This is a genomic window from Spirosoma sp., from assembly GCF_026391055.1.
Classification (GTDB): domain Bacteria; phylum Bacteroidota; class Bacteroidia; order Cytophagales; family Spirosomataceae; genus Spirosoma.
Genome location: NZ_JAPLET010000015.1, coordinates 607,193 through 628,942 on the forward strand (window position 1 = coordinate 607,193; position 21,750 = coordinate 628,942).

The 21,750-nt window shown below is 51.7% G+C and carries 19 protein-coding genes; 10 read left to right on the plus strand and 9 right to left on the minus strand.

Annotation, left to right across the window (positions count from 1 at the left end; all coding sequences use genetic code 11):
* Positions 1-17 precede the first annotated feature (17 nt).
* A complete protein-coding gene (gene tnpA / locus NT073_RS08005; protein ID WP_297371433.1) occupies positions 18-524 on the minus strand; it encodes an IS200/IS605 family transposase in 507 nt (168 codons plus the stop codon).
* A 216-nt stretch (positions 525-740) separates the two neighbouring features.
* On the minus strand, positions 741-2,594 hold the full coding sequence (locus NT073_RS08010; RefSeq protein WP_297371436.1) for a family 43 glycosylhydrolase: 1,854 nt from the start codon (positions 2,592-2,594) through the stop codon (positions 741-743).
* Positions 2,595-2,621: 27 nt separating this feature from the next.
* Between NT073_RS08010 and NT073_RS08015 the strand changes: the two genes are divergently transcribed.
* Entirely contained in the window at positions 2,622-3,077 is a 456-nt protein-coding gene (locus NT073_RS08015; protein ID WP_297371438.1) for a hypothetical protein, read from the plus strand.
* Positions 3,078-3,223: 146 nt separating this feature from the next.
* Here the strand turns inward: NT073_RS08015 and NT073_RS08020 are convergent, their stop codons facing one another.
* Complete coding sequence (locus NT073_RS08020; protein WP_297371439.1) at positions 3,224-4,153, minus strand: cation diffusion facilitator family transporter; 930 nt, start codon at positions 4,151-4,153, stop codon at positions 3,224-3,226.
* Positions 4,154-4,464: 311 nt separating this feature from the next.
* Between NT073_RS08020 and NT073_RS08025 the strand changes: the two genes are divergently transcribed.
* The 4 genes from NT073_RS08025 (at position 4,465) to NT073_RS08040 (ending at position 9,201) form a co-directional block, all read left to right on the plus strand.
* A complete protein-coding gene (locus NT073_RS08025; RefSeq protein WP_297371441.1) occupies positions 4,465-4,992 on the plus strand; it encodes a PAS domain-containing protein in 528 nt (175 codons plus the stop codon).
* A 75-nt stretch (positions 4,993-5,067) separates the two neighbouring features.
* Entirely contained in the window at positions 5,068-5,445 is a 378-nt protein-coding gene (locus tag NT073_RS08030; RefSeq protein WP_297371669.1) for a hypothetical protein, read from the plus strand.
* 135 nt (positions 5,446-5,580) lie between these two features.
* Positions 5,581-7,920: a TonB-dependent receptor gene (locus NT073_RS08035; RefSeq protein ID WP_297371443.1), complete on the plus strand. Its 2,340-nt coding sequence runs from the start codon at positions 5,581-5,583 to the stop codon at positions 7,918-7,920.
* A 75-nt stretch (positions 7,921-7,995) separates the two neighbouring features.
* Positions 7,996-9,201, plus strand: coding sequence for a sialidase family protein (locus NT073_RS08040; protein ID WP_297371445.1), 1,206 nt, complete (start codon positions 7,996-7,998; stop codon positions 9,199-9,201).
* 12 nt (positions 9,202-9,213) lie between these two features.
* Here NT073_RS08040 and NT073_RS08045 read toward each other — a convergent pair whose 3' ends face one another.
* The 4 genes from NT073_RS08045 to NT073_RS08060 form a co-directional block, all read right to left on the minus strand.
* Entirely contained in the window at positions 9,214-11,646 is a 2,433-nt protein-coding gene (locus tag NT073_RS08045; protein ID WP_297371447.1) for a TonB-dependent receptor, read from the minus strand.
* Complete coding sequence (locus NT073_RS08050) at positions 11,624-12,973, minus strand: HTTM domain-containing protein (protein WP_297371449.1); 1,350 nt, start codon at positions 12,971-12,973, stop codon at positions 11,624-11,626. The genes NT073_RS08045 and NT073_RS08050 overlap by 23 nt, the downstream gene beginning before the upstream one ends.
* Positions 12,974-12,997: 24 nt before the next feature.
* Positions 12,998-14,152, minus strand: coding sequence for an imelysin family protein (locus NT073_RS08055; protein ID WP_297371451.1), 1,155 nt, complete (start codon positions 14,150-14,152; stop codon positions 12,998-13,000).
* 70 nt (positions 14,153-14,222) lie between these two features.
* Positions 14,223-15,395, minus strand: a complete 1,173-nt coding sequence (locus NT073_RS08060) for a DUF4856 domain-containing protein (protein ID WP_297371453.1) — start codon at positions 15,393-15,395, stop codon at positions 14,223-14,225.
* 384 nt (positions 15,396-15,779) lie between these two features.
* Here NT073_RS08060 and NT073_RS08065 point away from each other — a divergent pair, with 384 nt between their 5' ends.
* The 5 genes from NT073_RS08065 (at position 15,780) to NT073_RS08085 (ending at position 20,871) form a co-directional block, all read left to right on the plus strand.
* On the plus strand, positions 15,780-16,208 hold the full coding sequence (locus NT073_RS08065; protein WP_297371455.1) for a response regulator: 429 nt from the start codon (positions 15,780-15,782) through the stop codon (positions 16,206-16,208).
* A 70-nt stretch (positions 16,209-16,278) separates the two neighbouring features.
* Positions 16,279-17,355, plus strand: a complete 1,077-nt coding sequence (locus NT073_RS08070; RefSeq protein WP_297371459.1) for an alpha/beta hydrolase-fold protein — start codon at positions 16,279-16,281, stop codon at positions 17,353-17,355.
* 85 nt (positions 17,356-17,440) lie between these two features.
* Positions 17,441-17,902 carry a hypothetical protein gene (locus tag NT073_RS08075; RefSeq protein WP_297371462.1) on the plus strand — a complete coding sequence of 154 codons (462 nt, stop codon included), beginning with the start codon at positions 17,441-17,443 and terminating at the stop codon, positions 17,900-17,902.
* A gap of 139 nt (positions 17,903-18,041) precedes the next feature.
* Complete coding sequence (locus NT073_RS08080) at positions 18,042-19,517, plus strand: leucyl aminopeptidase (RefSeq protein WP_297371466.1); 1,476 nt, start codon at positions 18,042-18,044, stop codon at positions 19,515-19,517.
* A 142-nt stretch (positions 19,518-19,659) separates the two neighbouring features.
* Positions 19,660-20,871, plus strand: a complete 1,212-nt coding sequence (locus NT073_RS08085) for an ATPase (RefSeq protein WP_297371469.1) — start codon at positions 19,660-19,662, stop codon at positions 20,869-20,871.
* Between the two features lie 92 nt (positions 20,872-20,963).
* On the opposite strand, the gene NT073_RS08090 is transcribed toward NT073_RS08085, so the two are convergent.
* Positions 20,964-21,317 carry a hypothetical protein gene (locus NT073_RS08090; RefSeq protein ID WP_297371472.1) on the minus strand — a complete coding sequence of 118 codons (354 nt, stop codon included), beginning with the start codon at positions 21,315-21,317 and terminating at the stop codon, positions 20,964-20,966.
* A gap of 20 nt (positions 21,318-21,337) precedes the next feature.
* Positions 21,338-21,739, minus strand: a complete 402-nt coding sequence (locus NT073_RS08095) for an acyl-CoA thioesterase (protein ID WP_297371477.1) — start codon at positions 21,737-21,739, stop codon at positions 21,338-21,340.
* Positions 21,740-21,750 lie beyond the last annotated feature (11 nt).

Below are 21,750 nucleotides of genomic sequence, written 5' to 3' on the forward strand. Positions count from 1 at the left end.
CAACACCTTCGGCGTTGTTAGGGGAATAGATGGTTTTCGTCGTACGCTACGCCGTGTTCGTCCAGCAGGTTCTTATATTCATCGTTGAACGTTATGTTTCTGTGGTGCTCTTTCTGTTTTTTTATGTAGTTGATGACACGGTCACGTTCTTTGATCGAGTATGTGAAAGCCCCATATCCTTCGGCCCATCCCTCAAAATCAGGGAATAGCCCACTGGCTTTCATCCATAACGAGCTGGCTACTTTGATTTCTTTAACAAAATCAGCTAACGCTACAGAAGGATGCAAATCACTCAGGATGTGAATATGGTCTTCTATGCCGTTGATCCTAAACAGTGTACATTTTTTATTTTTTATAACTCCCCAAATATATTTATACAACTCCTCGCAATGTATATCCGTGATGACCGGGTTCCTGTATTTTGTGCAGAATACAATTTGGTATAATATCTGGCGGTAGCTCATAGCCTGCAAAATAGGTACAGGAATTCCTACTGTCAACTTTTTTGGCGGAACTGGATACATGTTGTAAGGGGGCCGAGCTGTGCCCGTAGGCTACGCCTGTGTGCTGCACCCGTAAGTTACGCATATGGTTATCCACAGTCAACACCTTCGGCGTTGAGAGAGGCAGTCGTCCACAACGCCGAAGGTGTTGACTGTGGATAGCCGTATGCGCAGCTTACGGGATACGGGATGGGATTACGGATTTCGGGATGCAGATTACGGATTTCGGGATACAGATTAAGGATTACGAAATCCGTCGTCAATCACCTTGCTTAGGACTGATACGCCGTTTTCGTCAAAAGCTTCGATAGCGAAGTAATACGGTACGCCGACGTTCAGGGCACGAAGTTCGAAGGTGTTGGGCTCGTCGTTCCAGAACTGATAATTCTGGTAAAGCTTGTCGGGCGCAATACCCCAGCGGATGTTGTAACCCACTGCGCCCGGAACTTTGCTCCACGAGAGGTCGGCATTACGCTGGTCTTTCTGACGTTTGGCCGTGAGCGTCGCGGGAGTAGCGGGAACCTTACCCAGGCCGTTACCAAATACCCGAAATGCATTGATGGCCAGATGCGAACCGGCTACATATACGTGCTCGTAACGGACATAGCGGGCACGGGCTGGCTTTTGCAGTTCAACATACGCGCACGCCCGGTCGCGTTTAGGTTCTTTGGTCAGGTCAGCCACCACAGTCCATTTTTTATTATCCGTAGATGTCAGGATTTTGAACTGCGTGTACACCGTCGAATCGGAGTCGTAAATGGTTTGTTTGTAGTCGATGTAATCCACCTGTACGGCCCGCACATCCCGTTCTGCGCCCAGGTCGAGGGTGAGCGTTTCGCCGGGCTTGTTCTGACCGGCTACCCAGAACGTGCGCGGGTTTTCGTCGGTGGTTCTGTCCGCCGACAGCGTGTCCGTTGGTGCGGCTCTGAGTGTCGACGAAGCTACGGCCGGTTTGCGGTAAGAGAGGAGCATCCAGCCCGTAAACAGCGCGTCGGTGTTCATTCCATTCTGGCTCGAAACGGTTTTGTCGGGTAGGTAGTGCGGAAAATCACCGAAACGTGTATTGGCGAACATCTGGTCGTCTTTATCGAAACCGGCGGGGTTCATCACAATCCGGCGCTCCATCCCCCAGTTGTAGCCAATCCAGGTGGTGCCCGTATTCCAGTAGTTGCCAAAATTATCCTGGAAGGTGTTGCCATGCCCACAGCCCGTAGCGAATCCTCCTGGCTTGTAGGCAACCGGATTATAAGGTGCATATTCAAACGGCCCGAGCGGGTCTTTACCCACGTATGTCCCATTGCCGTACACGTTGTATTCGGTACCAGGCGCACCGTATTGCAGGTAGTATTTGCCGTTGTGTTTGGTCATCCAGGCTCCTTCTGTAAATGGTTTGAAGGGGTCGGAGTGGTTTGGGCCGAAGCGCTCCCAACCGTGCTTGTATGGGTCGAGCCAGAACATAGCTTTGTACGAGGCTGCCGGGTTATTGCCCGCATAGGTCAGGTTTCGGCTCTTGTCCAGCTCAGCACCGAAAAGCGGGTATACGTTCGAGGAACCCCAGTACATGTACCATTTGTCGGTATCGTCGTCGTGAAACAGGGCCGGGTCCCAGGGGCCAATGTCTTTGGGTAAACGGGGTAGCCAGCGGTTGAAGAATTTCAGTTTCCCTTTATCGGGTTCGGTCGAGTAAAAAATAGGGCGTTGCTCAAACGTCGACTGGAATAGGTAGAGCGTGTCGCGAACCGACAGGGCTGCCGGGGCGCACATGTCTTCCATCGGCCATTTGTCGGGGACAACGTAGTTCCAGTTGACCATATCTTTCGAATGCCACCAGCCGCCCTGAATCGTGACAAAAAGGTAGTATTCTTTCTTATGGTTAATGATGACCGGGTCGGCCCCGGACCGGTACGAGATTTTCTCGTTCAACTGTTCGAAATTATACCGATAGCTAATGTCCATCGGATTGCAGTAGGTCCGGTTAGTCTTTTGCTGGGCCAGACTAGGCGCATAGCTAGCGACTAACGAGCTGATTGACAGAAGGAATAGGGTCAGAAAACGCACGATGTTATTAGGTGTAGTGCCGAAATTTAACATTTGTACAGGCTCACAAGTTAAGCACCTATGACTGATATAAACAAGACTCTCCTGCAATCGCTGGGCAGTGGCCTGGCGGGTGCCTGCGCCCTGACGGCCCTTCACGAAACGGCCCGCCAGTTCATCCCCGAAGCACCTAGAGCGGATATTTTGGGGATGCGGGCTATAAAAAAAGTAATGGCAAGTGTTGATGAAGAGCCGCCTGCCGATGATGAACTCCACGACTGGGCACTGGGTGGCGACGTGGTTTCGAACACGCTTTATTACAGCCTTATCGGACTGGCTAAACCTGAAAATGCCGTTTTGACGGGTGCTGTGCTGGGGCTGGCAGCTGGCGTCGGAGCAGTGGCATTACCCGGACCGATGGGCTTGGGCACCGCTCCCAGCAGCCGTACTCCGGCAACTGCCGCTATGACCATTGGCTGGTATCTGGTGGGAGGACTGGTAACGGCGGGCGCTTATACCTTGCTGAAGCGTCGATAGAAAACATTCTATAGCCTAATAATGATCACTCTGCGTTGACGAAAGAAAGTACGGAATCCCGTTCTCTTTCGTCAACGGGGCGTTGATATCGGCTACCGGAAACCACCAGTACACAACCCGTTTAGCTGATTGATAACCGTCTTCTCTTAACACACCTCTGTCTGGTGTTCGTCCTTTGTTTTCGTTTCGGTTTCCAGCGTAGCGTGGTTGATTTTTCGGTGTTCGAGCCGGTGGCGTGCGTCGTGTTTAAGCGCATCGATCTGCAAGTCGGAGAGACCAGGCTGAATAACCAGGTGGGCCGTGAGGGCGTTTTCGGTTGTGCTCATGGCCCATATATGTACATGATGCACATCGCGCACGCCCGTTACGGCCCGAAGGTCAGCGAGTACGTCGTTGAGGTTAATATCCGTTGGGACGCCGTCCATCGATAGCCGTAAACTATCGTTCAGCAGGCGCCAGGTAGAACCAAGAATTACGGCGGCCACAACCAGCCCGATAAAGGGGTCGAGCCAGACCCAGCCGGTATAACTGATAACAATACCCGCCACAACGACGCCAAGCGATACCAGCGCATCGGCCGCCAGGTGAAGGTACGCTCCTTTGATGTTCAGGTCGTGGTCTTTATCCCGGAAAAAAAGTAGTGCTGATGCTGCATTCACCAGTATGCCAAACCCCGCAACCCACGCTACAGGACCACCCGCCACCGGTTCGGGGTGTTGAAAACGCTGAATGCTTTCCCATAAAATAGCCCCAATCGTGATCAGCAGAATAACCGCGTTGGTAAGAGATGCCAGCACCGTACTCTTTCGATAGCCGTAGGTGAAACTCGGCGTCTGACGAATGCGGGCCAGCCGAAACGCCAGTAGTGAAAGCAGTAGCCCGGCAATGTCGCTGAGGTTGTGTCCGGCATCTGCAATCAGGCCCAGCGAGTTGTAATAAAACCCCATGCCAAATTCAACCACCACATACAGCGTGTTTAAAACGGCTCCGATGATCAGAGCCCGATTGACAGACGTTAAAACGGCAGGACCGTGGTGGTGTCCTGCGTGGTCTTCATGATTATGTTCGTGTGCCATTCGTTAGTGGTCGGCCCAGAGTAGTTTGTTGGTCTGTAAAGAACAACTGATTTATGGGTGAGGTGGTTACGCTGATTATCCTGAGTGGTCCTTCTGATGGGTTACAGCGAACTGTTAAAAGTCTTGAAAGTATACATGTTAAAAAATGTATATATACGAAAAGCTGATGTAAATTATCACCTTATAATAAGTAACAGGTAAAAAAAAGGATGTGGATTGGTCCGGAAAGGGCACGAATTAGTTATAAAGTCTGTATGATTACCAATTGCACTCTGCCAAGTAGATGCGGAGGAATTATTTTACCTACCATTATGGACTTTTGCGGACCTTACGACGAACAACTCGCTGCACATTATCGGCAGTCTTTACTAACGCCTTTGTTAGCAGGCTGGGAGTTCCGACAACGACCGGCACTCGAAACGGGTCATACTGGGTGGCAACTGTTGGCAAAAAAGCAGAACTGGCTATTGACGGCCCCTATTCGCCATGATCTACTAAGCGACGAATGGGCGATTGTCGTTACAGACGCCGAACAGATTATACAATATGTGAATCCGCTGTTCGAAAAGATGACCGGGTACACCAACACAGAAGCGTTGGGACGTCGTCCTAATTTTTTACAGGGTGAAGGAACGTCGTTGTTGGCTCGACAACGTATGCGGAAGGCCATTCAGAAAAAACGGACGGTGAGCGAATTGCTGCTGAATTATAGGAAAGATCAAACGGCTTACTGGTGTAACGTTGTGATTCGCCCAATTACAAATCATCAAAAAGAAATCGTCAATTTCATCGCCTTCGAGAAAGAAGTGCAACTGGATGAGTTGCCCGCCGACCGTTAACCTACTAGTTTGGTAAAAACTTTCTCGCCAAAAATGAACAAGGCATGCCAATCCTGTTCTACTTTTGTGCGGGACATGAAAAACGCGCTCATTTATATTCTCCTGCTCGCTACGCTGCTACCAACCGTCAGCCAGTGGGGAACCATTGCGTATTACAATGTCAACAAAGCATACATTGCCCGTGTCCTTTGCGAAAACCGGGATAAGCCGCAACTCCATTGCGATGGTCAGTGTTATTTAGCGAAACAGTTAAAAGCCCAGCAGGACCGGCAGGACAAGGAAACCACCGAACGGGTAAACAACACGCCCGTTATTCAACTATTCTGCCAGGATAACCTATTGTTTAACTTCGACCGCTACTACCCTTTGCTGGTGTCAGTTGCCTTTTCGGCTTACCATTCTTCGGCTTACACAGCTCCTGTTCAGAAGCTTTTTCACCCTCCTCAGGCCTGAGGCTGCAATCTCTGCGGCTCCTGAATGGATAATTTCAACAGCTGTTCTAAGCTGTTGAAACACCTTGCCCGCACCACTTTCATACGTGGCGCAGGGTGTGCGTATTCTTCACATTTTCTGACCTGACTATTCATAATGAACATCTATAAACTGTTCATGGCCTCTCTCGTATGGGCCATGACGTCAGTCTGTGCGTTGGCGCAGCTTAGTACCTATGGACTTGTTTTCGATGCCCAGACCAAAGAACCATTACCCGGCGTAACGCTGGTTTTTACTGCCGGAAAAGGCGTGGTAACCGATGCCTCCGGGCGATTCTCGCTGGTTACGAACCCTACCCGCGTTACGATTTCGGCGGTTGGGTACCGTCGGCAGGAGGTGGTTCTTGTACCAGGCCAACCCGTCCGCATCGCCCTCGAACCCGCCGTCGAAGACCTGCAAACCGTTGTGGTAACTGGAAATCGGGAAGCCGCCCTGCGCACCGAAACGCCCATCGCAATCTCGAAACTGTCGGCCCGACTCATTAACGAAACCAAACCCACGAGCATCTACGAAGTCATTAACAAAACGCCGGGGGTACTAATGGTCAACTTGAATAATGAACAGCACATGATGGCTATTCGCCAGCCCATGACCACCAATGCTTATTTTCTGTATCTGGAAGACGGCGTACCCATTCGGCCAATGGGCGTGTTTAATCACAACGCGTTGCTGGAAATGAATCAGTTTACAGTAAGCTCCATCGAAGTGGTGAAAGGGCCGGTGTCGTCTATCTATGGCCCGGAAGCCGTGGGCGGGGCGGTGAACTTTATTACTCAGCGTCCAACGGCCGTGCCAACCGCCCGCGCAGGTATTCAGGTCGACCAGTGGGGGTATCAGCGGATACAGGTTGGGGCGGGTGCCCGGCAGGGTAAGTTCGGGATTTACGTTGGCGGACTGCTTTCGCGGCAGCGCGATTCCTGGCTGGCCAGCTCCAACTACGACAAATCGTCTTATTTTACCCGACTCGAATACGCTTTTTCATCGAATACCCGCCTGACGGGCACCATTTCGTACAACGATTACAACTCGCAAACGAGCGGTAGTGTAGACAGTACGGCGTTTTTTGCCCGGCAATACGTGAGCACGACCGATTTTACGTACCGAAAAACGGTTTCGTTCCGCAGCCGCCTGACGCTCGAACACACCTGGAAAAACGGCTCGGAGTCGTTCGTAACGGGCTTTGCCCGCAACAACAGCGTTGGGCAGAATCCGGCTTATTCAATTCGCTGGACAACCGGTTCGCCAACGGCAACGGGGCAGATCAACAGCAACGACTTCAGCAGTTACGGCTTCATTGCTCAGCATACACAGAAGCTGAGTTTCCTGAACAGTAAAATCATTTTGGGTACCACGCTCGACCTGTCGCCCAATTCGTATTACGCGTATCAGACGGACCTGACCGCCGAACTGCGGGCCGATAAAAAGTCGGTGATAAAGTATACCCAGGTCCGGGAGCGGCCCGATAACCAACTGGCCAACTACTCGGCGCATATCCATAACGTAGCAGCTTATGGGCAGTATGATCTTGAACCGGTACCCAACCTGCGGCTCTCTGTAGGCCTGCGTTACGACCGGATGGCCTTTGATTATGTCAACGCGCTGGACGGGAGTTCGGGCAGTAAAGACTACAGCCAGCTAACGCCCAAACTAGGCATGACCTATGATCTGGGCAAGAGCAAAGGTTTGTATGCTAATGTATCGAAAGGGTTTTCGCCCCCGGCACTTACGTCTATTTTTCTCAAGCGAACGACGCCAGCCGCTACCGGCGAGCTATTCTACTACAACCTGCAGCCTGCCCGGTTTACGAACATGGAAATAGGCGGCTGGGCTTCACTGCTGAACCATAAGCTCTATATCGACGGGGCGTTTTACCAGATGAACGGTACCAACGAACTGCTGAACATTCGCCAGCCCGACAACTCGACTGATTACCAGTCAGCGGGAAAAACGCTGCACCGGGGCGTTGAGCTGGGCATTACCTACCGACCGTCGAAGCAGGTGTTTTTTCGGTTTGGGGGCACTCATGCCGTGCATCAGTTTGTGGAGTTTACACTTAGCCAGCGCATATCCGATGCCATACGAAATGTGAATGGCAAAGACATGCCTTCGGCCCCACGCACCCTCTGGAATACGGAAGTCAGCTACTATCCGGCCTGGCTGAAAAATTTCCGAACGTCGGTAGAGTGGCAGCATGTGGCGGGCTGGTATCAGAACCAGATCAACACCGTCCGGTATGGCGGCTATGATTTTGCCAATGTCCGGGCGGGTTACGAGTGGAAAGGCATTGAGGTATTTACGAACGTGATGAATGTAACCAATGCGCTCTTCGCCACCAATGCCACCCGGGGCAACAACGCCACCGACCGCACCACCTACACGCCAGCTGCCCCGCGCACGGTGGTGATTGGGGTTCAATATACGTTTTCCGGTAAATGAATTTTCAACCTGTGTAGAGACGCGACCGCACCGGCGGCCCGGCCTTCGCGTCTCTACCTAGTAAAAACTATCAAAATGGCACAATTAACGTCAATCCTGATTTTACTTCTCGTCAGTCTGTCGACCACCGAAACGCCCGTTTCAAATCCCCAGTTCTCCGGGGCCGTTCCCCGCCTTACGACCGATGCCGCCGGTAAGCCGCTGCTGAGCTGGGTGGAAAAAGTCAGTGAGAAAGAAACAGCGTTTTATTTCGCCGTAGCGGCCAATGGGCAAACGTTTGGCGAGAAAATAAGGGTGAACGCCCCCGCCGGGATCTCCAGCCATGCCGAAGGAATGCCCAAAATTGCTGTAAAAGCCGACGGGACGATCATTGCCGTTTACGAAGTGCCCAACCCAACCCCCGAATCACGCTTTGCCGGTGATCTGTTGTACACTATGTCCGTAGACAATGGCCAGCACTGGACCGATCCCGCTCCTGTTTATCAGGCAATAAAACCCGGTACGAGTCATTCCTACGGCGACATTGCCCGATTGCCCAACGGCGAAATCGGGGTTGTGTATTTAGATGAGAAACTCCCCGGCAAGGAGGGGCGACCGGTGGTGTTTGCCCAGACAACACAAGGAAAAGGATTCGGCCCGGCGGTGCTGGTCGATGATAATGCCTGCCAGTGCTGCCGGACAAATGTGTTTGTCGACGCCAAAAAAACCATTCACCTGACCTACCGCGATCTGATCCCGTCTAACAAAAAAGACGAACCCGCATCGCGCGACATCAGTACGGCGGTTTCGGCCGACGGCGGTAAAACGTTTAGTAAACCGCAACGTGTGTATGCCGACAACTGGCAGGTAAACGCCTGTCCGCATGCGGGGCCTTCCGTAACTCAGCTGGGCAGTGAGCTGCTGATGACCTGGTTTTCGGGTAAGGAAGAGGCCGTTGGACTACGGTTGGCGGCACTTGGTTCGGATAAACTGGTGTCGAGCGTACCCTCGAACCGGGCGAAACACCCGCAGGTAGTTGCGGTCAATAACCAGCTGATATGGGTCTGGGATGAGGCCGTTTCGAAGGATGGCTCCGGAGAAATGGGCTCCTTTGTCCAGCGAATCGGTATGCGTACCGTTCAGAACGGCATCATCAGCCCGACCAGATATATAACCGACGAAACCGCCGATGCCGCTTATCCGGTTGCGCTGGCCACGAAAAACGGACTACTGCTTGCCTATGAACAAACCACCGGTAGCCGAAAGCCGGTTATCGTAGTGCGGTCACTGTCGTCGTTATGAGCCGGGTTCGGTCTAAATTTTCACCTGTAAGGTCATGTACAAGCCGCGTCCATCGGAGGGCAGGATGCCGGGTCCGGGGTAGCCCGTGGCCCGACGGGTGAAATACGCCCGATTCGTGAGGTTGTTCAAACTGCCTTCCAACCTGAACCGGCTGAACTGGTACGACAGGCTGGCGTCCATGATTGAGTAGGCTGGAATAAGCCCGATTACGGCCGAAACGCCCCCTTCGCGAGAGTTTGTGGCGTCGGAAAACTGGTCTGACAGATAGGTGTACTGAAACGAAGCTTTCAGGTTTTTGTAGCCGATTCGCACGCCACTTTTCAGGTTTACATTCGGTACAAACTCAACCTGATTACCAACGACTCCCGCAATCTCGCTGGCTTTATAGGTCGAATGGATCAGGGCGACATTGGCAAACAATACGCCACTCAGGTTCGTATTGGCCGGGTTGGCTATCCGTAAGAAATCAGCTTCGGCATAGGATTCCAGACCCATGATAACGGCCTGTCCGATGTTGCCCCGTCGGCGGAGAACCCGGTCGTTGGCATCGTAGAACTGCACCTCACCGATGCGGTTGTTGTAATTCAGGTAGAATGCGCTGACATCGAAGTTGTATAGCGTGGTTTGCGTGCTGCGAATGCCCAGGTCAATAGAGTACCCTTTTTCGTCCTGCAAATTCGGGTCTATCACAGACGATGGGTTGGCAATCCGCATATCGCTGAAGGTGATGGAGCGATAATTCTGGGAGATATTGCCGTATATGTCGAGCTGCGTGGTGGGTTTATAACTGATGCCCAGACCACCCAGCAGAAATTGACGGCCGTTGGTCCGGATTTCATTGGTGCGGGTGGCGTTGATGATGTTGCCCGCCAGGTCGCGGGTAACGGTGCCATAAAAACCATCGGCCGTTGTGTGAATATACTCGAAGCGGACGCCGGGGGTAATGGATAGTTTATCCCCTACATACAGGATGTTTTCGGCAAACAGAGACACGTTTCGGTTAGGAAACTGATAATCGGACGCAATGCCCTGTTCCGTATCCGTAAAGCTAAAGTTGGCATCCTTACCTGTGCTGCCCAGCCCTTGTATGCTGTGGTTGTAGCCGTGGTAATAGCGCGTTCCCACCAGCAGAACGGCCTGTTGTTTGACGAGCTGGTACCGTTTTAAGTACCGCGCTTCGGCCCCGTAATTCTGAAAATCACCTTTTATCAGATCCCGTTCGCTGTTGTCATCGATGCTGGCCACGCGGTTTGGCCGGAACCCCAGCGAATACCGATAGGCATACAACCCAAACACCCGCACATTGACTTCGTTGTTGGCGTTGAACTTATGGTCGAAATGCAGGGCGGGCATCGTCCAGTTTACCTTGAACCAGTTGCGCTCGCGGTTGCTTTGCCGGGGATCTTCCCGAAACATGGCGTCGGTCAGGCCACCCGGTTGCTGGGCCAGGTAGCTCATCTGGGTAATGTCGAACCCCACCGACGTAGTCTCCGAAAACCGGTAGTCGATGTCGGCGAAGGCCGTGTAGTTGGTGAAGTGAGAGTTAGGTCGCCAGCCATCGCCTTTCTTGTACTGAAAAAATGTATAGTAGCTCAGCTTCCCCACTGTGCCGCTGGCGCTGGTAAAGGCGTTGTAAAACCCGAAAGAACCTACGGTTTGCCGGGCCACCAACTCGAACTTACGGTCGGCAACGGGCTTTCGCATGACAAAGTTGAGCAGCCCGCCAAATTGCGTACCGTACTGGAGCGAAGCGGCTCCCCGCACAATCTGAATCCGGCCAACGGCTTCGATGGGGGGCGTATAATAACTTTCGGGATAGCCCAGCGCGTCGGCACTAATGTCGTAGCCATTCTGCCTTACGTTGAAATTGGAGCTTCGGTTGGGGTCGAGGCCACGCCCGCCAATGCTGAGTTGCAGACCGGCACCTTCGTTCTCCCAGATGTTAAGCCCCGCCACCCGTGCGTAGATCTGCCGGGCGTTGTTGGTCGATAAATTAGCAACCAGCTGCTCCGGAATAATCACTTCGGATTTCTTGCCTTCGTAAATGCCCATGCCTTCAACCCCCCGCATACGGGTGAAACCGAAATCGGACTGCTTATCGGTCACGGTTACCTCGTTCAGCGTTTCGAGCCGACTAGCCAGGTAAATACGCACCGACTGACTGCGCCCGGAGAGGCCTACGGTCTGTGTAGCGGCCTTGAAATCGGGGCTGCTGGTATTCAGTATGTAGGTGCCGTTTGGCAGATTAGAAAAGGTAAACTGACCCAGGCTATCCGTTTGGGTCGTTCGATTGCCATTATTCAGGTAGATAATACAGCTTTTCACCGCTGAACTGTCCTGCCGGGATTGTACCGTACCCGAAAGCTGATACTGGGCGAGGGTAGCCGTTGAACAAAGAAGAAGGAGTGCGAAGCCCGCAAATTTAAAAACCGTAGATGTTGTCATTGAACGAAGTGATCCACTCTTTGTGGGTAAATGAGTCCTGCTGGTCGGCCAGGTTGGTATTCGGGTCGACCAGGGGTTTTCCAAGGCGACCATTGAGGGCTACGTAGGAGTCTACATAGACGGCCGGTTGCTTAAAACCATGGGTTGAATAATAGTCGCGCAACAGATGTGCGTATTGCAGCAGCATATCGGGCTGAGTAGCCATCATTTTCTCCTGCAGGGGCGTCAGGAATTCGGTGTTGTTCACAATTGTCCGGTGCCCCAGATGATCTTTCACCGTAAACTGAGCGTAGCCTGCTTTTTCCATCAGCATAACCCGCCACGAAAAGCGGTAGCCCTGCTCCGTCCAGAACAACTCACCCGGATACAGGAGGTAGCGAAAGGGAAAAAGAAGTTGAAACAGAAAGAAAAACGCAAACGTCACCCGAATGGCTGCGGTGGCTATGGGTGAGTACATATACGTTCGCTGGCAGATCAGGAAGGTCGTTGGTATGGACAGGACCCGGCTGATAGCCCGGAGGAACGCCAGATGAACAGTAGCCGGAAAGAAGATTAACGCCGTCACAATCATAATGTACGGAAACATACCGATGGGGAACAGCAAGGCCGTTAAGCCATGAAACACCACAACGGCCATATAGGCCCAGGGTCGGGTTCTGCCATTCCAGAGTAGAAACGGGATACTCAGATCATATAGGCAGCCGAACCAGCTAAAGACAAGGGATACCCAGGGGTAATTGAACAGAACCCCGATCAGGGGAATGTCATTATGAGCGGGTAACCAGATGCGCAGGGGCAGACCATTCAGCAGCCAGTCGCTGTTGAGCTTGGCAATCCCGGCAAAAAAGTAGAGTAGCGCCACCAGCAGTTTGAGCGAGTCGAGGCTCCAGGCGGGAATGTGTCCGGCCCGTAAGCGGGGTCGGCGGTAGGCATCCACCGAGAAATACGCGTGGGCGGGCAGAAACAGAAGTAACAGACAAACCAGACTTGTGAAATAGTAGTGGTTGAGATAGGTGCTTTTGTCCATCAGTTCGATGTAAGTGAAACTGAAGAACAGGCACACACTGGCCAGTCTGTAAAACAAGCCAACCGCTACCAGCAAGGCCGAAAGGCCGCAAACGGCAAAAAGGATGTAGGTATATGGCCCCAGCGGCTTCACAAACTCGAAGCCATAAAACGGAAAAAAGAAGCGCGGCTGAATGTATAATTCCGCGATCCACCCCTTACTCCAGAAACGGACAATGCTCCCGAAGAGCATTAGTCCAAACAGAAGCCTGAAAACGGCCAATGGAGCCGCCGGGGTGGTTTTACGAAAATACTGCTGCATAGTTGGTATGGACAGTATCCTTGGTTAGTCCCCGTCATTATCGGTATACGTGATGGTGATGCTCATGGCGGTTGTCATGTCGACTTTGAGCATACGAACGGCCTTTTGCATCTGTGTATAAGCCAGAACAACGGCGGCCTCGTTGGTCTTGATTTCGTCGGCCAGATTAGGCTTCAGTGTATTAAGCTGCTGATTGACGGCGTCAAACTGCTTGTTGATAATGTCGACCAGCGACGTGCCCGTGCTACTGTCTTTCGCGCCGAGTGAATTGAGGTAGGTTTTCAGACCCGGGCCTTCTTGACCCGTTTTTACGCTTTTTCCGTTGAAAAAGTCAACCGAAGCCTGATGAGCCGTTTTGGCCAGTGTCAGCGACAGGTCTTTCTTGTAATACGCTTCAACCTTATCGGGCGCTACCGTGCCGTTGGTCATGGCACCCGACGGAATGCCCAGTTTCCCGGAACGGATATATCGCTCATAATTCAGCACATATCCGTTTACGAGTTTGGATGTCGAGCAGCCTGCGTTCAGGGCGGTGCAGTTGATAAACGTATCCCGATAGCCACCCGTTGTCCAGGCGGTGTATACGGTTACGAACTGGGTGTTCATCTGGCCCGTCAGCCGCTTCAGGTAAGCAATTCGTTTGGCGGCATCGGCGGCCGTTGTGTACCGGGCAACAATAGCATCGTCTGTCGTGCCGAGGCCGTTGATGAGGTAATCCAGGGCCGGAAAGCCTTGTTTGGGATAAGATAGCGGCACATCGAACGTTCCCGAACCCGCTGAAATATACTCTTCGATACCGGTCACGTTGGCCGGGTAGATGTTGAAAAAGTTACGAAGCGTGTTCTGCTCCGCCGGACCTACATCGAATAGTTCAACTTTCTGCCATTCGGTATAGGCGTCGGCCCAGGCCTGCCGCAACGCCGTAAGCGACGCATTGTCCGGTTTGGCGGCAAACGCGTCCGACTTGGCCAGCATTGCATCAAATTTTGTCTTGAAGTTTGTGTAGCTGGGCACAATGATATTATCGGCCAGGTTGGTCAGCATGGCTTTCCGGTCGCTGCCTGCCTGATCTGTGGGCGTGGTGGGCGTTGGTGTGTCCGAACTACTACCCGAACAAGCCCACAGTGCGCTAACGAATGCGCAGATAAACCCGATTTGTTTCCACTTACTAGTAATCATGAGTTAAAACGGAGACAGAGCCGTGTAGCTGACACGGCTCTGTATGAAGAAAAAAGATGTAGTTTATTGTCTAGACAGGGATATTGAATTTTGCTTTGATTGCCGAAGAAGCCGCATCAATTTTGGCATTCGTCAGACCCCAGAACCCATTGGGTGCGGAGATCAGTCCCGCCAGTATAGCGTCTGAGAAAGCAGCATCGGCCTTGTTCAGTTTGGCATACCGAAGGGAGTAGATGAAGCCGAGCCCTTCGCCAATGGCGTGGGCCGCAGCGGCTGTGTTGGTTCCGGCGGTTTTCCATTTACCCAGATACCCTAGGGCTGCGTTTGCAATGGCCTTTTCCATGGCCAGATGAATGAAAGTAGCCTGATCTTTCAGCGTTTTGGTATCGTTGTTGACAATAGCCGCCCGGCCTTTCAGCAAGGCTGCGTGAATTTTCGGAAAGTCTTCTTTATTGTACTCCCACAGGTAAGAGCCAATAAAACTCTCTCCCGATGAGGTAGCTGTCGCTTTACCACCATATACCGGGTTAGCCGTCAGAATGCCGTATATTTCATCCCAGTTTTGCTCAAGCTGCGTGTATTTTTTTCCGGCGACCAGCGTGGTGTTATCCAGCGACAAGTTTTTGTCGCTCAGGAGTACATTGCCGATATAATCGACTTGAAACGCGCCAATCAGCCCTTTCTGTATGATCTGTCCCCATTCGATTCCCTGTTCGTCAACCAGATAAGTACCTAACTTACCCGCTTTCCCTTCCGACGCTACCGCCGAAACGGATTGGCTGGCGGTGGCAATTTTAGGGAAACCCGCTTCGATCGTTGCCCGCTCTTTCTCGGCATCCGTTGCGGATAAGGACGAAGCCGTTACATTGCGGAGTTGGATTCCCGAGGTATTCAAGCCTGCATTGGCCGTACCCGAAAAGGGGCTGCCAGTGTTTGAGAACATATTCTTCAATACGTTGGCATCCAATGTTGCTCCCGTACCTACCGCCGTACCGTTATAGGTATTTATGGCCCGGAACATCAGCAGGCGGGTTGCACCCGTAGTTAGATCGACGGTTTTAGCTCCATCGTTATCCACAAAAAATGTAGCGTAGGTAGTGGTATCTGTCAGTTTCCCGTAATCAACTGTTTTGCGGAGCTGGGGCGTAACGGTTGTAGGGTTTTCTTTATCGGTACAAGCCGACAAACTGACGGCTAAAAATAAAACCGGCACAACGTGAGTGAGTAAACGAGGCTTTAACATGTAATGGTTAGCTAGTGAAGAATCTGGCCACAAAGATATATTATTTAGACTAATTACAGGCTACTATTTGGAATTATTTAAAATAAGCATCTACCTTAGCGGCAGTTATTTGCATACATGATGATAAGAACCTAGTTAAAAGTATAGTTTTCTGGTAAAATCAGACAAGATTTAGTTAATTAAAAAGTTTATTTTGTAGTGTTTTATTTTTCACAATACTATATTTGAACTGTTATTATCATAGGTTTGCCAGTATAAGTAAAAAAAGGTAACCTGCACAAAAGTCATAGCTGAAGAAAAGCTATGGTCCGTATACCGTAATCAGTCGGTATCGTCTACTCAACGAACGTAACCATCCAACGCTTTACTTTAATTTTTTTTGCGATGGCTTTCCATTCGCCTTTAGGTTCGGGCTATGCAGATGCTCCCGCCGTTTGGGTCGTTGACGATGATGAGGACGACCGCCTGTTTATTAGCTCTGCTTTTGAAGATGCCGAACGCCCCGTCAGCGTAATTACGCTGACTGATGGGGATCAACTCATACCCGAGCTAGCCAGCTGTGAGCGCCTGCCCCAGTTGATTTTGCTGGATATAAATATGAACCGGCAGAACGGCTTCGACACATTGACGCAACTTCGCAGCACACCCACATTCGCCCATTTGCCTGTTGTGATGTTTTCTACCTCATCGGACAACACCGATCGGCAGCGAAGTCTGGCCTTGGGAGCTAACCAGTTTATGACCAAGCCCGCCAATTACAACCAACTCGTTTCGGTAGTAAAAGGATTGGCCGATACATGGGCATTTGCCTGACCGCTTTCCTGTACCCTAACTTTCCCGGAACGTACTGAACCAACCCGGGGCTGTATCCGATTCTAAGCGTATGTCTTCATCACTACGTTTAGAATTGCGTACGCATAGCACAGATGACCGTCCGGTATTTGTGTCGGGCAATTTTTGTGACTGGTATCCCGATCTGGATCGCTTTCAGATGCAGTCTATAGCGCCGGGTCAATTTATGTACGAGTTTCCGGAGGGCGTTGATCTGCCTGATATACTGGAATATAAATACACGCGGGGGGGCTGGGACCATGTGGAACTGGGCGCTTCGGGCGAGGGCGTCCTGAATCGGAGGGTAGCTGCTGCCGAATCGGTAAAGCAGGATTATGTACCCCACTGGCGGTGGTTTGGTATGCCGTTCAATCCGGACTTCCTGCCGAAAATAGAGTTGTTGGGCGATACCTTCGAATCTCCTCAGCTGGGGGCCACCCGCCGGGTTCATGTGCTGCTTCCGCACGATTACGGGACTTCAGACAAACAGTATCCCGTCCTGTATTTACACGACGGCCAGAATCTGTTTGGTGGTGGCGCGGGCTTCGGCAGCTGGGAAGTCGATCAGAAAATGGCCCTGCTGGCTGGCCGGAATCGCCACGAGGTAATCCTGGTTTCTATTGATCATGCCAATGATGAGCGTATCCGGGAGTTCACCTTTACCCGCACTCGCGCCGGTCAGGGGCGGGGTAAATATTACCTGGATTTTATTCTGCAAACCATAAAACCTCTCGTCGACAAGCGGTTTCGAACCTTGTCCGATGCGGCCCATACCGGCGTTGGCGGTAGTTCGCTGGGTGGTTTGATCAGCATTTACGCGGGCTTGCTGCACCCCGATGTGTTTGGCCGACTGATGGTTTTCTCGCCTTCGCTCTGGATTTCGCCCAAAATCTATTTCGACGCTATTCGCTTTCAAGCGCCCGTACCCATGAAGATCTACGCCTATGGTGGCGAACAGGAGTCGGCCTACATGGTGCCTAATATACAGCGCTTCAACGAATCACTGGTCCGTCAGCATTACGGCGGGCATTCGATCGACATCCGCATATCGGTCGATCCCACTGGTACTCACCAGGAAGCGCACTGGAGCCGGGAGTTCCCAAAGGCGGTAGAATGGCTTTTTTATTGAGATTATGCCTGGAATGCCGTATCATTAACTGAAGTTATAAAGAAGATACGGCCGATACGGCGAGGTTATTCAAAGTTATGTATCCATGACCAGTAAGAAGAGACTAATCTTAGCAAGTATAGTTGCTGCTGGACTAACATTGTATCATCTTTTAAAACCTCTTTCGTCAATTGAGTGGGCCGAACGAATCAGTGGTTTGCGCATTAACAACACAGCTAAATCCCTCAAATTCATGAATGGTAATTCTATTTTATGGGGAGGAGGGATAATGTGTGGCGAATTCGAAATACAAAAGGATCAGCTACCAACTTTGTTGGCAGAGGCAACTCAAAATGATTATGTATATGCTGACAGCTTAGGAGCAGTTAGAGAATTAGCATTAGTTATGCAGAGTAGCTGTTCTTGCCATGCAAACTCAGGGCTTGGAAATCATAAAGGCTATTTCAAGTTATTTATCTCAACGGCAAAAGAGTCGCAGTTTTCGGCCTTTGACATAAATACAGGAAAACTCTATGTTTTTAAGAGCAAGGGCTCTGATGTATTTTGATTGAGTCGTTCGTGTAAAGCTTGATCCCTGCTAATACAGATTAAGAAGAAATAACTTTGTTAACTGAGGGTATGCAGATAGGGCAAGTAGTAGGAAAGGGGTTCTAACAGCTAGAACCTATGTAACTCATTGAGTAATTATGAACATCATTTTAACGACACCGTCACCGGCCTCCGGTGATTTGATTGTTCCTGTTCTGCAATCCGATTCGCTGGCCGACCAACTAGCGCGCCTTGCCCCAACGCTGGGCTTATCGACTGAGGTGCTGCAACGCGACTTTAAAGCGGAAGCCAAAGAAGTGCTGACCGTGTATAGCCAGAATGGGCAAAAGATATACCTGTTAGGGTTGGGAAACGACCCGCAGGAAATGGACTGGCTGCGTACATTCCGCAAATTTTTCTTCGACCAGAAAAGGAAACTTTCGGCAATGCTGGCCATCGACCTCACTTCCTTCGATGGAAACGTAGTCGCCGGTGTTGTGCTGGGCGTTCGCGGGGGTGGGTATGACCTGAAACTGTACCAGACCGACAAACCCGAAACACCGGTTTTTTATACCGACGCAGGAATATTGTCGCTTCAGGTAAACCCCGACCAGCACACAGCCGCGCAGGAAGCCCTGACCCGTGCGGAGGCCATTGCCCACACCCAGCTGCAAATGCTGGATTTGATGAATGCCCCCGCCAACTACAAAAAACCGCAAACGCTGGCCGATTGGGCCGCTGCGTCTGGCAATCAGTTCGCGTACAGCGTAACGGTGCTCGATAAAGCCGAACTCGAGCGGCAGAAACTGGGGGCGCTGCTCAGCGTGAGCCAGGGGAGTGATGTGCCGCCGGTGCTGATCATCGCTGAATATAAGCCGGAAGGGGTCGAAAACCCCCGGAAAGTTGGGCTGGTGGGCAAGGGTGTTACCTTCGATACGGGCGGAGTATCCATCAAGACGTCGTCTAATATGCACCTTATGAAAAGCGATATGGGTGGGGCTGCGGCTGTGCTGGGTACGGTGGAGGTGGCCGCTAAGCTGAAACTGCCCATTCACGTGATCGGCATTGTCCCGTCTACCGAAAACTCGACCGATGGCCGCTCCACCAAACCCGGCGATGTGGTGACGGCCTATTCGGGCAAGACCATCGAAATCATTGATACCGATGCCGAAGGCCGCGTTATTCTGGCCGATGGGCTGGGCTATATGGTCCGCAACTACCAGCCCGATGTGCTGATTGACCTGGCTACCCTGACGGGCAGTGTTATTGCCACGCTGGGCTACCATGCGGCCGGGCTGTTTACACCCAATGATGAATTAGCTGCTACACTCACGCAGGCTGCCAACCAGACGGGAGAGCGACTTTGGCGGCTGCCGGTTTGGGATGCGTATACCGAAGACATAAAATCGGATGTGGCCGATGTCAAAAATTACAGCGGTAAGCCATTCGCCGGCGCCATTAGCGCGGCCAAGTTTCTGGAGGTATTTTCGGAGAAACACCCGGCCTGGGCGCACCTGGACATTGCCGGCATGGCGTTTGCCGATTCGGAGTTTGGATCGCAAAAGAACGCGACTGGTTTTGGTATCCGACTGTTAATCGCGTATTTACAGCTGATTCTTGCCAAAAAGGAGTAAGAAAATTCGTTGTCTGGCTATTTGGCCGTATCTTTTTTCGCCAAACACAGTTTACTATTTCGTCCGGCCATCCGGAACAATAGCCCTGTAAGGTTTTTTGAAAGCGTTACAGAGGTAAAACTAAACCTGAACAATCGAGCGTATGAGTCAACTTTCTTTTCTGTGCATCGCCACGTTCTTCAAAGGACAGGATTTCATGAAGGCCTGTAAAGAGTCAGGAAATACGGTTTACCTGTTAACTGACCAGAAACTTGCCAATGAAGCATGGCCCCGTGAGTCCATCGATGAATTCTTTTTCCTGCCATCACCCAGCAACGCGCCCGACGTACTGGACCAGATGATTATGGGACTGGCTCATGCGATGCGCTCCCGACGAATCGACCGGGTGGTGGCCCTGGATGACTTCGATGTAGAGAAAGGAGCCCTTATCCGCGAAACCTTCCGCATCGACGGGATGGGCCAGACGACTGCGCGCTATTTTCGGGATAAGCTGGCCATGCGCACGCGCGCCTTTGCCGCCGGTATCCGCGTGCCTACCTTCTGCTCCCTTTTCCACGACGAAACCGTAACGGCGTTCCTCCAGACCACCGAAGCACCCTGGCTCATAAAACCCCGTTCGGAAGCGTCGGCCACGGGTATTCGAAAAGTGCATTCGCTGGACGAAGCCTGGTCGGCTATTCATTTGCTGGGTGAAAACCGGCATAATTACCTGATTGAAGAGTTTAAGCCGGGAACCGTCTACCACGTCGACTCCTTATCGGTAGATGGCAAAGCGGTGTTTACACGGGTCAGCCAATACCTGGCGACGCCGATGGAGGTGTCGCATGGGGGCGGCATTTTTCGAACGGTAACACTACCCCTCGATACCCCCGAAACCGACGCACTGCGGCAGATTAACGACCAGGTGCTTTCGGCTTTCGGGATGCGGTATAGTGCTTCGCACTCCGAATACATCCGGGGCGATCATGACGGGGAACTGTATTTTCTGGAGACGGCCTCGCGCGTGGGTGGCGCTCATATTGCCGAGATGGTAGAAGCTGCTTCGGGCGTGAACCTATGGCGGGAATGGGCTAAACTCGAAACGGCCATGGCCAATAAAGAACATTACATTCCGCCCACCGATACGGGTCGCCATGCCGGATTGATCATTTCCCTCGCCCGGCAGCAATGGCCCGACCTGTCGGTATTTAGCGACCCGGAGGTTTGCTGGCGTATCAGCCGCGAATATCACGTCGGCCTCATCGCCCAATCCGACGATCGAAGCCACATTCGAACCCTGCTTGACGATTATATGCACCGAATCTACGCCGAATTCCACGCATCCGCCCCCCTGCCCGATAAGCCAACGAGTTAACGACGGTGCACCGGACTGCCCAACGCCAGACCCTGGCCAGCTATTTGCGTGGACCGGGTAACCGTTTCGTGACCCAAGGGGCTGGTTTATACTTACACGAAGGGCGGCAGACCTGCATGAGTCGTTTCAATCTCATCAATTAGTTGTCGGATAAGACGCTGCTGATCAGGCGGGAGGGTGTTGGCCGATGCATTGAGGGAGTTTCTTACTTGCTGCCACTGGTCGGGTTTAAGAATGAACAGTTCGGTCGTAAAATCAACCATCAATGGGGTTTCCAAACCGGACGAGGCTGTTTCGGGGGTAGGGCGATCAATGGCAAGGGTGGGCTTCAGGGCCTTAATCAGCTGCTGGGCTAACTCATTACGAACATATTGATCCAGTGTATGATGAGGTATGCGCCCTTCCGTATCGGCTTTTTTTAAGGTAGTTATAGCTTTATAATTCATTCGTTCTGATTAGCGGAAGTTTATAAAATCCGGATTGGTTTCTTGTTTTCATCCAGTGCCACGAACGTAAACGTACCGTGAATAGCTTGGTGCCGCTCCATCGAATACATTTCTTCTACGTAAATCTCGACGGCGATCCGAATACTGGTGTTGCCAACGTGTTCTACCCGGCCAACCAGCTCGATAATGGTTCCGGCCGGAATGGATTTGGTGAAATTGATCTTGTCGGATGATACCGTAACCATGCGTTTGCGGGAAAAACGGGTTGCGGTGATAAAGGCTACCTCATCCATCAGTTGCAGGGCCGTACCCCCAAACAGTGTATCGTAATGATTGGTCGTGCCGGGAAAAACAGCTTTGAAGATTCGGGTTTCGGCCGCTAAAATTCGTTCAGCCTGCGAACGTGTATAGTCAATAGACATAATAATTGGGC

Excerpts from the sequence above, each read along its gene's own strand:
- tnpA (WP_297371433.1), bottom strand. The coding sequence starts at position 524 with ATGTATCCAGTTCCGCCAAAAAAGTTGACAGTAGGAATTCCTGTACCT.
- NT073_RS08010 (WP_297371436.1), bottom strand. The coding sequence starts at position 2,594 with ATGTTAAATTTCGGCACTACACCTAATAACATCGTGCGTTTTCTGACC.
- NT073_RS08015 (WP_297371438.1), top strand. The coding sequence starts at position 2,622 with ATGACTGATATAAACAAGACTCTCCTGCAATCGCTGGGCAGTGGCCTG.
- NT073_RS08020 (WP_297371439.1), bottom strand. The coding sequence starts at position 4,153 with ATGGCACACGAACATAATCATGAAGACCACGCAGGACACCACCACGGT.
- NT073_RS08025 (WP_297371441.1), top strand. The coding sequence starts at position 4,465 with ATGGACTTTTGCGGACCTTACGACGAACAACTCGCTGCACATTATCGG.
- NT073_RS08030 (WP_297371669.1), top strand. The coding sequence starts at position 5,068 with ATGAAAAACGCGCTCATTTATATTCTCCTGCTCGCTACGCTGCTACCA.
- NT073_RS08035 (WP_297371443.1), top strand. The coding sequence starts at position 5,581 with ATGAACATCTATAAACTGTTCATGGCCTCTCTCGTATGGGCCATGACG.
- NT073_RS08040 (WP_297371445.1), top strand. The coding sequence starts at position 7,996 with ATGGCACAATTAACGTCAATCCTGATTTTACTTCTCGTCAGTCTGTCG.
- NT073_RS08045 (WP_297371447.1), bottom strand. The coding sequence starts at position 11,646 with ATGACAACATCTACGGTTTTTAAATTTGCGGGCTTCGCACTCCTTCTT.
- NT073_RS08050 (WP_297371449.1), bottom strand. The coding sequence starts at position 12,973 with ATGCAGCAGTATTTTCGTAAAACCACCCCGGCGGCTCCATTGGCCGTT.
- NT073_RS08055 (WP_297371451.1), bottom strand. The coding sequence starts at position 14,152 with ATGATTACTAGTAAGTGGAAACAAATCGGGTTTATCTGCGCATTCGTT.
- NT073_RS08060 (WP_297371453.1), bottom strand. The coding sequence starts at position 15,395 with ATGTTAAAGCCTCGTTTACTCACTCACGTTGTGCCGGTTTTATTTTTA.
- NT073_RS08065 (WP_297371455.1), top strand. The coding sequence starts at position 15,780 with ATGGCTTTCCATTCGCCTTTAGGTTCGGGCTATGCAGATGCTCCCGCC.
- NT073_RS08070 (WP_297371459.1), top strand. The coding sequence starts at position 16,279 with ATGTCTTCATCACTACGTTTAGAATTGCGTACGCATAGCACAGATGAC.
- NT073_RS08075 (WP_297371462.1), top strand. The coding sequence starts at position 17,441 with ATGACCAGTAAGAAGAGACTAATCTTAGCAAGTATAGTTGCTGCTGGA.
- NT073_RS08080 (WP_297371466.1), top strand. The coding sequence starts at position 18,042 with ATGAACATCATTTTAACGACACCGTCACCGGCCTCCGGTGATTTGATT.
- NT073_RS08085 (WP_297371469.1), top strand. The coding sequence starts at position 19,660 with ATGAGTCAACTTTCTTTTCTGTGCATCGCCACGTTCTTCAAAGGACAG.
- NT073_RS08090 (WP_297371472.1), bottom strand. The coding sequence starts at position 21,317 with ATGAATTATAAAGCTATAACTACCTTAAAAAAAGCCGATACGGAAGGG.
- NT073_RS08095 (WP_297371477.1), bottom strand. The coding sequence starts at position 21,739 with ATGTCTATTGACTATACACGTTCGCAGGCTGAACGAATTTTAGCGGCC.